Genomic DNA, 12,630 nt, shown 5'->3' with positions numbered 1-12,630 from the left:
CCGGTCACTCCGGCGACGGGAGCACGTTCGCCTTGGTGTGGACCGCAGGGCGCCGGCGGGCCAGGGCCTGGGCCCGCCTCGCCGCCCGGCGCCCTGCCGTCGCCTGACGCGCTTCTTCAGCGCTCAGCCGTTCTCCGCGGGCTTCTGCTGGGCGGTGGGGGAGGGCTTGCCCTCGCAGCCGCAGCCGCCGCGCTGGACGGTGAAGCGGCGGCGCGGCGCCGGCGCGGCGGCGGGAGCGGCGGAGTCGGCAGCGGTGTCGCTCGGGAGGTTGTACTCGGTCATGTGTTCCTGCCTTCCGGTGGGTGCGGCGCCGATACGGCTCCGCACGAAGGGGATCTGGGCGGTCACGGCGGCCGCGCCGACCTCGGCGCGAGCCCCGGCGTGGCCGGTGGAGCGCAGCGTTCAGGGCCGGGTGGTGGCCCCCCAGGAGAACCCTGCGAACGCCGGACGGCCGGTGGGGGGCTGCGGCGCCTCCACCCGGGGCGTGAGCGAGACGACCGGGGTCTGCGGGCCGGCCGTCGCCAGCCGGCGCGCGGCGTGGGCGGCCCTTTCGGCCAGTCCCTGTGCCGTGCCCGGTTCGTAGAGTGCGGAGTCGTACTGGAGGAGCAGATTCAGGCCGCTCGAGCAACGCGAGAACTGGAACGAGAGCTCGAACAGCCCCTCGACCAGCGGGATGGCGCCGCCGGTGAGCCGGAGCGCGCCCGGCCCGGTGTCGATCTCGTCCCAGAGGGTCACCCACACGTCGAAGAACGGGTTGCGGCCCGGGTTCCGCGGCGGGTCCAGGGTGCGCACCAGCTCGCTGAAAGGCAGTCCGCCGTGGTCCATCGCGCCGACCGCCTGGTCCGCGAGGTCGTCGACCAGCGCGACGCAGGGCGATCCGCCCTGTACGGCGGTCCGCAGGACCACGGTGTTGACTATGCAGCCCACCGCCTCCGCCGGGCCGGGCCCGAGGGCGGGGCGCCGGCTGACGGCCGTGCCGAGGCTGATGTCGCCGGCGCCGGTCGCCTCGTGCAGCGTGGCGGCGACGGCGGCGGCCAGCACCGGGAACAGCCCCGTACGGCGGCTGCGCGCGAGCTCCTCCAGCGCCTCGAGTTCGGCGGTGTCGAGGTGCACGGCCGTGACCGCGGTGGTCCGGCCGGCCGGGCCGGTGCGCGGATGGTCGACGGGCAGCGGGAGCGGAGCCGGCGGCGGACTCAACCGGCTCCGCCAGTAAGCGAGTTCGTCCCCGGAGGGCGACTCGTACGAAGCGCGGCCAGGCAGTCCCGGAGCCGGGTCCGGACCGGTCCCGGCCAGGGCCCGGGCGATGATCTCGAGCGAGGTCTGGTCGCCGACGATGTGGTGCAGGACGACCAGCAGCCGGTCCCGGCCGCCGGGGCGGCGCAGCAGTGCGGCCCGCACCAGTGGCCCCTGTGCGAGGTCGAACGGCGCGTGGGCCCACTCCTGTACGGCGGCCGCGCGGGCGGCCTCGTCGGGCAGGTCCAGCACCGCCAGGCGGGCGCGCTCGGACGCGGGGGCGGGCACCGGCTCCCCCCACTCCTCGCGGAAGACGGTGCGCAGCTGCGGCTGGAGCTCCTGGAGGCGGGCGAACGCGGCGCCCAGCGCCTCGGGATCGGCGGCGCCGTGGCACTCCAGCAACATCGGCACGTGGTACGCGGCGCTCCCGCGCGCCCCGGTACCCCGGGTCCGGTCCTCCAGCCACAGCCACCGCTGAGCCCCACTGACGCCCTGCGACCCGTCGGCGCCCCCGGCCGGGCCGGCCGGGGCCACCGCCGGGGCCACGGCCACGGCCTCGGCCTCGGCCGTCGCCGAGGCGGTGCGTGGCGCCAGCCGGTCGGCGAGGTCGGTGACGCTCGGGCATTCGAACACGTCGCGGACGCGGACCGGCACGGACAGCCGTTGGGCTGCCTCCACAGCCAGGGAGGCGGCCTTGAGGCTGTTGCCCCCGAGCAGGAAGAAGTCGCCGTGGTCCGGGACCGGTTGGCCGAACGCCTCGGAGAACAGAGCCCGCAGCACGGCACGGACGTGGTCGGCCGCCCCACCCGCATCCCCCGCGGGCCGCAGCCCGGCAGACGGAACCGCCGCACCGCGGGAGGCACCCGCATCGCCCGCGGGCACGAGCCCGGCGGACGTGTCCGGGGCAGCAGCGGCCGGGAGGCCCGTGGGGAGGGGCCGGGCGGAAAGGCTGCGCCGGTCTATCTTGCCGTTGGGAGTGCTCGGCAAACGGTCCAGCGGGATCACCGCTGCCGGGATCATGTAGTACGGCAGCCGCTCGGCCAGCCTGGCCCGCCAGTCGGCGGGCAGCGGCCCGTCGGTGACCACGTACCCGGCGAGCAGCGGCTGCGCCGTCCCCTCGGGCACGACCACGGCGGCGGCCGCGACGCCCGGCAGAGCGGTGAGCGCCACCTCCACCTCCCCGGGCTCGATGCGGAAGCCGCGGATCTTCAGCTGCCGGTCGGCGCGCCCGCGGAAGTCCAGGGTGCCGTCCTCGCGGTGGCGGGCCAGGTCGCCGGTGCGGTAGAGCCGGGCCCCGGGGCGGGGGTCGTCGGGGTCGGGTACGAAGCGTGGCGCGCCCGCGTCGGGCAGGCCCAGGTAGCCCCGGCCCACGCCGGCGCCGCCGATCCACAGCTCGCCCTCGACGCCGGGGCCGACCGGTGCGCCGGAGCCGTCGCGCACCGAGTAGCGCAGGTTGGCCATGGGGCGGCCGACGGTCGCCGGCTCCCCGGGGGCTCCGGGCAGGCACCGGTGCCAGGACTGGAACACCGTGGCCTCGGTGGGCCCGTAGACGTAGATGAGGTCGCGGCCCGGGGCCCAGCGGTCCACCAGCGCCTGGCTGAAGGACTCGCCGCCGGTGACGACCGTCCGTACGCCCGGGAAGGCGGCCGGGTCCAGCTGGGCCAGCAGCGCGGCGAGCAGGAACACGGTGTCGGCGCGGCGTTCGCGGACCAGTGCGGCCAGGGCCTCGGCGGAGGCGACGGGCTCGTCGAAGACGACGACGGCCGCCCCCGCCCACAGGGTCGCGAGGATCTCCCACACCGAGACGTCGAAGGCGGGGCTGGCGAACTGGAGCACGCGCCGGCCCGGGGCGAGGCCGAAGGGGACGGCGGTGGCCTCCAGCAGATTGGCCAGGGAGTGCTGTTCGATGGCCACCCCCTTGGGGCGGCCGGTGGAGCCCGAGGTGTGGATGACGTACGCGAGGTCGGCCGGGCCCGGCTGCGGCCCGCCCGGCTGCGGCACGGCCGGGCCGACGGCGCCCGGCGCTCCCAGGTCGACCTCCAGCACACCCGGTGCGGGGAACAGGTGGGCGAGCCGGGCACTGGTCAGGGTGATCGGTGCGGGGGCGCTCTCGACGAGCTGGGCGAGCCGCTCGGGCGGGTGGTCCGGGTCCAGCGGTACGTACGCGGCTCCGGCGCGCAGCACCGCGAGGACGGCGACGACCAGCTCGGCGGAGCGCGGCAGGCAGACCCGGACCAGGACGCCCGGCCCCGCCCCGCGCTCGCGCAGCCGTACCGCGAGCGCCTCGGCGAGGCCGTGCAGCTCCCCGTGGGTGAGGTCCCGGTCGCGGGCCAGCACGGCGGGCCGGTCCGCGACCGGGCGGGCGCGCTCGGCGAGCAGGTGCGCCACCGGGCCCCGCGGGACGGGCGCGGCCGTGTCGTTGAGTGCGGCCAGGGTCTGCTGCCAGGCGGTCACCGCCGCTCCCGGGCGGGTCATCGGTACTGCGGTCAAGGCCTTACGCTCCCTGCGGTGTGCGGTCGGTCGGTTTCGGCAGGGCAGGCGGCCGGGTGGGGCGGCGCCGGCCGGTCCTCGGCTGCGGGGGACCAGGACGGGTGGCGGTGCAGAAGGTCCACCACCTCGTCGAGCAGCCCCTCGGCGGTGACCTCGGGGAACAGCGCCCGGTCGTAGGCGAGTTCGAGCAGGACCCGGCCGTCGCGCTCGTTCGCGTAGATCCGCAGGTCGTCGGTGAGGGGGGTCTGCGAGGGGGCGGCGGACAGGAACTCGGGCCCGCCCTCGAAGCGTTCGGGCGTCTCCCAGCTCAGTCCGGCGTCGAAGAGGAGCCGGCGGCCGCGCGCGGGCCGCTCCGCGATCTCCACGGCCATGGTGTCGAAGGGGAAGCGGGCATTGTCGTACGCCTCGGCCAGCCGGTTGCGCACCTGGACCAGCAGCTCGGCCGGGCTGTCGGCCTCGCCGGGGGCGAGTCGCACCGGCAGGGCGTTGACGAAGCATCCGACGGTCTCGGCGGTCTCCGCACGGTCGCGGGTGCCGGCCGGGCAGCCGATGACCACCTCGGCGCTGCCGGAACGGCGGTGCAGCACCAGCGCCCAGGCGGTGAGCAGGGCGCCGAACGGGGTGGCGCCCCCGGACCGGGCAGCAGCGTGCAGCACGGCGGCGGGCAGGGCCCGGTGGACCAGTCCCGCTCCCTGCTGTCCGGCGCCCTCGCGCGGGCCCGCGTCCGGCAGGTCGAGGCGGGGGAGCGGCCCGGCGAGGGTACGGGTCCAGTACGCGCGCTGGCGGGCGGCGTCGGGGCCCTCCAGCCAGGCGGCCTCCTCGGCCACCCAGTCGCGGTACGGGTGGGCGGGGCGGCCGTCCCACGGTTCGCGTCCGGCGGCGAGGGCGTCGTACGCGGCCAGCAGGTCGCGGGCCACGACGGCGGCGCTGTCGCCGTCGTACACGATGTGGTGGGCGGTGATCACCAGGATGTCGCCGCCGGGGTGGCCGGTCAGCAGCCGCACTGCGAACAGCGGGCCTGCGGCCAGGTCGAACGGGGCGTTGTGGGCGGCGTCCACCGCCTCGGCGAGCGCCTCGTCGGTGCCGTCGATGCGCAGGACGGACAGCGGCGGCCCGCCGGGCAGGCGGTCCATGACGATCTGCCGGACGGTGCCGTCGACGGCGGCCACCCGGGTGCGCAGCGCCTCGTGCCGGTCGGCGAGGGCGGTGACGGCCGTCTGCAGTACGCCGGGGTCGAGCGTCCGGCCGGCCCGTACCGCGTCGCTGATGTTGAGCGCGACGGGGTTGCGGCTGGTCCGGGAGGCCATCCAGATCCGGCGCTGGGCGCGGGAGAGCGGCAGGACGGCGCCGTCGGGGGCGGGCGCGAGCAGGGGCACGGCCGCCGGGGCGGCCGGGGCGCCGAGCGGGATGCCGTCCGGCTGCTCGAGCACGGCCGCGAGGGCCCGTACGGTCTGCTGCTGGAAGACGGTGACGAGCGGAACCCGGACGCCGAACTCCTCCTGGAGGGCCGCGGCGAGGCGGGCGGCGGTCAGGCTGTGGCCGCCGAGGGAGAACAGATCGGCCTCGGGGTCGGTGACCGGGGTCCCGAGCACGTCCGCCCAGATCTTGGCCACGCGCTCCTCGGTGGGGTTCAGGTCCGCGCACGCGAGCGGCTCTTCGCGGGGCGGGGCGGGCAGTGCGCGGCGGTCGAGCTTGCCGTTGGGGTTCAGCGGCAGCTCGTCGATCGCGACGTACGTACGGGGGACCATCGCGGCCGGGAGCAGCTCGGTGAGGTGGGCCCGCAGGGTGTGCGGGGCGGCGGCGCCCACCACGTAGGCGACGAGGCCGAGTTCGCCGCGCTCGTCGGGCACGGCGATGACGGCGCAGCGCCGTACGTCCGGGTGCTCGGCGAGGACGGCCGCCACCTCGCCGGGCTCGACCCGCTGGCCGCGGATCTTGACCTGGTCGTCGATGCGGCCGAGGTAGAGCAGGTTGCCGTCGGGCCGGCGGGCGGCGCGGTCGCCGGTGCGGTACATGAGCCGGCCGGGGCGCAGCGGGTGCGGTACGAACCGGTCGGCGGTCAGCTCCGGGTTGCCGAGGTAGCCGCGGGCCAGGCCTGCGCCGGAGATGCACAGCTCGCCGGGGACGCCGACGGGGGCGAGGTCGCCGTGGGCGTCGACGACGTCGACCGTCTTGTTGGCGATGGGGTGCCCGATCAGGACGTCGGCGCCCGGGTCGGTGATCCGGTGGACGGTGGTCCACACGCTGTCCTCGGTGGGCCCGTACTCGTTGTAGAGGACGGTGTCGGGCAGCAGGTCGGCGTGCCGGGCGGCGAGGGCCTCGGGGAGCCGCTCGCCGACCAGGACGATCTGGCGGACGGAGGTGAGCCGGGGCGCGCAGCGCTCCAGCATGAGCTGGTAGAGGCTGGGGACCAGCATGATGTGGGTGACCGCGTTGCGGCCGATCTCCTCGGCCACGTGCTCGACGTCGAGGAGGCGGTCCTTGCCGAGGACCACCACCCGGGTGCCGGCGATCAGCGCGGAGAAGATGTCGTTGACCCCGCTGTCGAAGTGCAGCGGCGGCACCTGGAGCACGGCCGCGTCCGGTCCGAACCCGTAGTAGCCGGCCCGGTAGTGGACGGTGTTGACGATGCCGCGGTGCTCGATCATGACGCCCTTGGGGCGGCCGGTGGAGCCCGAGGTGTAGATGACGTACGCGAGGTCGTGCGGACCGGCCCGGTGCGCGGGCGGCAGCGGGGCAGGGGCGGCGCCGGGCTCCGCGGGGGCGCGCGGGTCGAGGACGGGCAGGCCGGTCAGGGCGGCGGTCTTGGCGTGGTACGGGCCGTCGGCGAGCACGGCGAGCGCCCCGCTGTCGGCGAGGGCGAACGCGAGCCGGTCGCCGGGCTGTTCGGGGTCCAGCGGGACGAAGGCGGCGCCGGTCTTCAGGACGGCGAGCGCGCTCACGACCATCCACTCGGTCCGCTCGGTGACCACGGCCACCAGCGTTCCCGGGCCCGCGGCGCAGGCCGCCCGCAGCCGGGCGGCGACGGCCTCGGCGCGGGCGTCGAGCTCGGCGAAGCTGAGGACGGTGGTGCCGTGCACCACGGCCGGCCGGTCGGGGCCGGCCGCCGTCTGCTCCTCGACCAGGTCCAGGAGGGTCCGGTGCTCGGGGAAGGGGGCGGCGGTGTCGTTGGCCTCGTCGAGCAGGAAGCGCCGCTCGGCCGCGGGCAGGACCGGGATCCCGGGCAGCGGGGCGTCGGGGCCGGCCAGCAGCCCGGCGAGCAGGTGGACCAGCCGCTCCCCCATGCGGCGTGCGCTGTCCCGGTCGAAGAGGTCGTCGGTGTAGCCGACCCACAGCTCGCCCGGGGCCCCGGCCCGGGCGTCGAGGAAGCTGAACGCCAGGTCGAAGTCGCTGACCGGCTGTTCGAGATCGAGGTGGCGCACGGCCGGGCCGGTGCCGCCGGGTGCTGCGGCGCCGTCGTCGAGGACGGTCTCGACGAGGACGTCGAAGACGGGGTTGCGGCTGGGGTCGCGGGGCAGCGCGAGGTCCTCGACGAGCTGCTCGAACGGGTACTCCTGGTGGGTCATGGCCTCCTGCGCGGTGGTGCGCACGGCGGCCAGCAGCTCGCGGAACGAGCCGGCGGGGTCCACCGGGGTGCGCAGGACCACGGTGTTGGCGAACAGCCCGACCGTCTCGGCGGACCGCCGGTCGGGCCGGCCCGCGACCACGGTGCCCAGCAGTACGTCCGGCTGCGCGCACAGCCGCCACAGCAGGACGCGCAGCGCCGCGGTGAAGCCCATGAAGGGGGTGGCCGCGTTCGCGCGGCACAGCTCGGCCAGCGCGCCGGTGAGTTCCGGGTCGAGGGTGAGGCGTACGGTGCCGCCGGCGGCGCTGCGGGCGGCGGGGCGGCGCCGGTCGGCGGGCAGTTCCAGCGGTTCGGGCAGGCCCGCGAGGCGCTCCTGCCAGTACGCGCGGTGCTCCGCGCCCGCCGGGCCCGCGAGCCGGGCGGCGAGCCGGTCGGTGTGCTCGGTGTACGTGGGCGCCGGCTCCTGCGCGGCGGCCGGGCCGGTCAGCGAGCGCACGAGCTCGCGCATCAGCAGGCCGAAGGACCAGCCGTCGCAGATCGCGTGGTGCACGGTGAACAGCAGCACGCCGCCCGTCGCCGGCCCGTTCCCGGACCGGGGGTCGGGCAGCCAGGAGACCTTGGCCAGCGGGCCCTCGGCGAGGTCGAAGCGGTGGCGGCAGGCCCGTGCGAAGGCCTCGTCCACGGTGGTGTCCCGCTCGACGGCGAGGACCGCGGAGGGCGCGTCGAGGATCACCTGGGTCAGGCCCCCGGGCGTGTGGCGCAGGACGGTCCGCAGGGATTCGTGCCGGGCCACCAGCGCGTCGACGCCTGCGGCGAGCCGGTTCTCGTCCACGGGGCCGTCGAGCCGGTAGGCCTCGACCATCGTGTACGGGGGGACGGGCGACTCGTCCAGCCGGTCCAGCAGCCACATCCGGCGCTGGGCGTTGGAGGCGGGGAAGGTGTTCCCGGACCGGGGCGCCCGCGCGGCGGCCTCGGCCGCGGCGTGCGCAGCCGGGTCCCGGGGCAGCGCCCCGCGTTCGCGCAGTACGGAGGCCAGCGCCCCCGGGGTGCGCAGGTCGAGCACGTCGTGGACGCGGGCCGCGTCGGGGCGTCCGGTGCCCTCGCACAGCGCGGCGACGAGCTGGACGGCGGCCAGGCTGTGGCCCTCGGCCTTGAAGAAGTCCTCGTCGGCGGAGTGCGGCGGGTGGCCCAGCACCTCGGCCCAGGCGTCGTGGACGAGCTGTTCCAGGGCGTCGGCGGGCTGCCATCCGGGGCCCTGCGCAGCGGTGGGGAGCGCGAGCAGCGCGGCCCGGTCCACCTTGCCGTGGACGGTGAGCGGCAGCGTCTCGAGCCGGTGCAGGCCGGCCGGGACCATCGGGGAGGGCAGCTGCTCGCGCAGCCATGCGGCGAGGGCGTCGGGGGCGAGCGGGGCGCCCCCGGGCGCCTGCGGGCGGGCCACGTACCAGGCGTGCAGGGTCACGGTGGCGTCGGCGGCGGTGCGGGGCACGACCACGGCCTCGATCACCTCCGGGTGCCGGACCAGGGCCTGTTCGACCTCGCCGGTCTCCACCCGGGTGCCGAAGACCTGTATCTGGCCGTCGGCGCGGCCGAGGAACTCCAGTTCGCCCTCGGCGTTCCAGCGGCCCTGGTCCCCCGTACGGAAGACGCGGGCGTCCCCGGCGTGCGGGGAGCGCCCGAAGCGGGCGGCGGTGGCCTCGGTGTCCCCGCGGTAGCCGGGGGCGACGCCGGGTCCGGCCACGTGGATCTCGCCCGGTACGCCGGGCGGGGCGAGTTCGCCGGAGGGGGTGACCACGAACACGCCGTAGCCGGGCGAGGGGCGGCCGACCGGCACCCGGTCGAGCCGCTGGGCGAGCGCGCCGTCCCGGATGAACATGGTGGCTTCGACGGTGGCCTCGCTGGGCCCGTACAGATTGGCGAAGGTGGCGATGCGCAGCCGTCCGGCGGTACGCGGCAGCAGCCCGCGGGCGATGGTGTCGCCGCCCAGCAGCAGGTGGCGCAGCGGGAGTTCGCCGTCCTCGGGCAGGGCGCGCAGCAGGACGGACAGGAGTCCGGGCACGCAGTTGACGAGGTTGACCTCGCCGTCGCGCACCCGCTGCCACAGCGCGTGCGGGTCGAGCCGGTCGGGGTCGCCGACGGCGACGAGGGTGCCGCCCGCGAGGAGCGTGGCGAAGACCTGGAAGGCGGTGGCGTCGGAGGTGATCGCGGAGAGCAGGGCGGTGCGGGTTGCGGCGTCGATGCCGAGCGCGCTGATCTCGGTCAGCATCTTGTGGCACAGCTGGTCGTGGTACACGGCGACCGGGCGGGGGGTGCCGGTGGATCCGGAGGTGAACAGGACCATGGCCGGGGTCCCGGGCTCGGCGGCGTCGCGGGCGTCTGCGTCGGCCGGCGCTGCGGCGAGCAGGGAGGTCAGGCCCGCCACCGGGACGGGCAGCTCCTCGTCGGCGGGGCCGTACCCCTCGGCGCGCAGCACCAGGCGGGCGCCGCTCAGCCGGGCCAGCAGGGCCACGCGCGCGGCGGGGTGGCGGTGTTCGAGGGGGACGACGGCCGCGCCGGTGCGCAGGACGGCGAGGAAGGCGGTGACGAGGTCGGCGCCGCGCGGGGCCATGACGCAGACGGCGTCGCCGGGGCCGATGCCGTGCCGTGCGGTGAGCGCGGCGGCGGCCCGCCCGGCCTCGGCGGCGAGCTGCCGGTAGGTCAGGGTGCGGCCCTCGCCGGTGACGGCGACGGAGTCGGGGGTGCGCCGGGCGGACTCCTCGAACAGGGCGGTGAGGGTGGCGGCCTCGAAGGCCGCGGGGACGGGCAGCTCGGCGAGGGCGAGGAGTTCGGCGCGCTGGGTGGCGCCGAGCACGTCCGTCTCCGCCGGGGTCCGGCGCGGGTCGGCGGCGAGGGCCTCGAGTACGGCGGCCACGCAGCGGGGCAGGGCCGCGGTGAGGCCGGCGGTGCCGTGGGCGGTGACCGACAGTGCGCCGTCCGGGCCCGGTTCCGCGCGCAGGACCAGGGCGGCCCGGGGGGCCGGCGTGCGGTCCCCGTACAGGGCCGGGCAGACGACGGCGAGCTGCGCCAGGGCGGAGCCCGTGCCGGGGGTGACGGCGTCCAGCCGGGTGCTGAGCGCGTCCCGGTCCTGCCAGGGGCGGGCGGAGGCCTGCTCCAGCTCGGAGTGCAGGGCCTCGAGGAAGTCGGTGGCGGGCGCGGCGGGGTCCAGCGGGGCCAGCAGCGCGAACTCGGCCCCGCCGGACGGTGTGCCGAGGGCCGGTACGAGGACCGGCACCCGCCCCGGCGCACCGGACCCGGTGGAACCGGTGAGCCGGGCGAGGGCGATCCGGGCGGCGGCGACGGTGAGCAGCAGCAGGCCTTCGGGGGCCCCGCCGGTCATCGCGTGCAGGGCGGCGGCGGCTTCGGGGGCCACCCGGCCGGGCGGTGCGGCGACGGCGCCGGGCGCGCCCGCGGGCTCGAGCAGGGGTTCGCGCCAGGCGCCGTTCAGGCGCGGGAGCCAGAACTCGGCCTCCGCGGCCGACGCCTTAGGGTCGTCCCCATGGCCGAGCTCTCCGTCACCATCGTTGCGCAGCACTTCTACGTCCTCCCTGATCGGTTGTGGGTGCACCGCCTGCCGGCGGACGCCCCCGTGCCCCCGTTGCCCGGCCGTCCCTGGTCCTCGGTCACCCGGGCGCGGGACGGGCTCACCGTGGTGTGCGCCGAGCGGCTGCCCGGCGCGTCCGGAGCGAGCGGTCCGTGGCGCGGGCTGTACGGGACCGGCGCACACTCCCTGGACCTGCCGGGCATGCTGGCGAGCGTGCTGGTGCCGCTGGCCGGGGCCGGGATCGGCGTGTTCGCCGCGTCGACGTTCGACGCGGACCTCGTACTCGTACCTGCCGGGGAGTACGAGCGGGCCCGGACCGCTCTGGAAGCGGCCGGGCACGTGCTGTCGTCGGACTGACTCAGACGCCGGTGAGAATCCGCGCCGGCGCCACGCCGAGCGCCGGGAACAGCTCCACGTCGCGGCCGTCCACGCCGCGCATCAGCACGTCGATGGCGGTGCTCATCAGGTCGATGTGGAACTGCGTGAACGTGCCCAGGCCCAGGCCCAGGTGCACACCGGGGTGCCGCTCGTTGGCGAAGTGGTTGCCGGAGAGCAGGGGGGAGCAGCTGGCGTTGGTGCCGAAGCCGATCTCGTGGACCTTGGCGTAGCGGTCGTCCTTGGCCAGCAGCTTCTCGAGGTTGACGGCGAACTCGGTGCGTCCGGCGACGGCCGGGCGGACCGCGGTGATACGGCCCTCGGCCAGCGTGATGATCGCCGGCTGGTCCGCCATGGAGGCGAGGTCGCGGTAGACCTGCTCGGTCTCGGCGAGGCTGGTCTCATGGCCGCCGCGGTGGACGATGGGCGCGCCCTGGAGGGTGATGTCGCCGTTCAGCGTGAAGTGGGTGTGGAGCTCGAACTCGCCCGAGGCGTTGACCAGCGAGCTGAGCTCACCGGTGGGCAGGACGACCTGCTGGCCGGGCAGGAGCGGGCCGTGCAGCGAGAACCAGTGCTCGGAGAGCTGGTGCTGGAAGACGGCCTCGGTGCCGAACTCGCGGCCGAGGAAGAGCATGTCGTCGGCCTGGTCGAGGAGGGTCAGGAACTCCTCCTCGATGCCGAGCTCGCGCTCGTAGTCGACATCGGCGACGACGCGGACGTTGTTGCGCAGGCTCTCCTCGGAGAAGGGCACCGAGAAGCTGGAGAAGGCGCCCATGGCCATGCCCACGAGGTCTTCGTCGTCGAAGTGGACGAACTCGTCGTCGGCGATCCACAGGACGGAGGCACGGCGGCCGGAGGCGCGGATGGCGGCCATCTCGGCGATGAGGCCCGCGCGGGAGTCGGGGCCGGTCCAGGTGAACTCCTGTACCGGGACGGTGCTGGTCTCGACGGTGAGCGCGCTGCGCACGCCCGGCGACGTGACCAGGAGGAAGACGTCTGCGAGGTCACCCCCGAACACCTTGCGGAACTGCTCCGGGCTGATCGGTACGAGCTGTGCAGTGCTCAAGGAAACCTCCCTGTAAAGGCGTGCCGGGGTGTGAGTGCCGTTCACTCACACCCCGGACCACGACTCGAACTCAGCCCTCGAGGCGGTCGTACTTCCCGTACTTGCTGATGCGGGAGCTGATCGACGGCTTCTTCTCGGCCACCGGCTTGTTGTTGGCCTGAACGGACTGCTGGTCCAGCTTGTTCTCGGTCACATCGACTCCTCGTCGTGTTCTGGTGGAGCTCCGGTAGCCGCGGGTTGCGGGGTCCGGCGTGGTCGGGGCCGGTCCCGCTTGGGGCCTCGGCCTTTCCCGAGAACAGAACAACTCGCTTCGCTACAGGACCG

Annotated in this window: 6 protein-coding genes; 1 reads left to right on the top strand and 5 read right to left on the bottom strand. The window is 75.9% G+C overall.

Annotated elements, in window-relative coordinates:
* Positions 1–123 precede the first annotated feature (123 nt).
* The 3 genes from OHT74_RS41315 to OHT74_RS41305 all read right to left on the bottom strand — a co-directional run bounded on the left by OHT74_RS41315 (position 124) and on the right by OHT74_RS41305 (position 10,856).
* Complete coding sequence (locus tag OHT74_RS41315; protein ID WP_328623558.1) at positions 124–282, bottom strand: hypothetical protein; 159 nt, start codon at positions 280–282, stop codon at positions 124–126.
* A 120-nt stretch (positions 283–402) separates the two neighbouring features.
* Positions 403–3,723: an amino acid adenylation domain-containing protein gene (locus OHT74_RS41310; RefSeq protein ID WP_328623557.1), complete on the bottom strand. Its 3,321-nt coding sequence runs from the start codon at positions 3,721–3,723 to the stop codon at positions 403–405.
* Positions 3,720–10,856: a non-ribosomal peptide synthetase gene (locus OHT74_RS41305; protein WP_328623556.1), complete on the bottom strand. Its 7,137-nt coding sequence runs from the start codon at positions 10,854–10,856 to the stop codon at positions 3,720–3,722. Before OHT74_RS41305 ends, OHT74_RS41310 begins: the two co-directional genes overlap by 4 nt.
* On the opposite strand from OHT74_RS41305, the gene OHT74_RS41300 reads away from it, so the two are divergent.
* The gene (locus OHT74_RS41300) at positions 10,821–11,222 is read left to right on the top strand and encodes an ACT domain-containing protein (RefSeq protein WP_266674380.1); all 402 of its coding nucleotides are present in this window, start codon (positions 10,821–10,823) and stop codon (positions 11,220–11,222) included. The two genes, OHT74_RS41305 and OHT74_RS41300, sit on opposite strands and share 36 nt — an antisense overlap.
* Position 11,223: 1 nt before the next feature.
* On the opposite strand, the gene OHT74_RS41295 is transcribed toward OHT74_RS41300, so the two are convergent.
* Both OHT74_RS41295 and OHT74_RS41290 read right to left on the bottom strand, forming a co-directional pair.
* Complete coding sequence (locus OHT74_RS41295) at positions 11,224–12,306, bottom strand: hypothetical protein (protein ID WP_328623555.1); 1,083 nt, start codon at positions 12,304–12,306, stop codon at positions 11,224–11,226.
* A 70-nt stretch (positions 12,307–12,376) separates the two neighbouring features.
* Positions 12,377–12,499: a hypothetical protein gene (locus OHT74_RS41290; RefSeq protein WP_266674384.1), complete on the bottom strand. Its 123-nt coding sequence runs from the start codon at positions 12,497–12,499 to the stop codon at positions 12,377–12,379.
* Between the last annotated feature and the right edge of the window lie 131 nt (positions 12,500–12,630).

It is taken from the genome of Streptomyces sp. NBC_00354 (genome assembly GCF_036106915.1).
Classification (GTDB): Bacteria; Actinomycetota; Actinomycetes; order Streptomycetales; family Streptomycetaceae; genus Streptomyces.
Note: the sequence above shows the minus strand (reverse complement) of the source record. Positions and strands in the feature narration are given on the sequence as shown.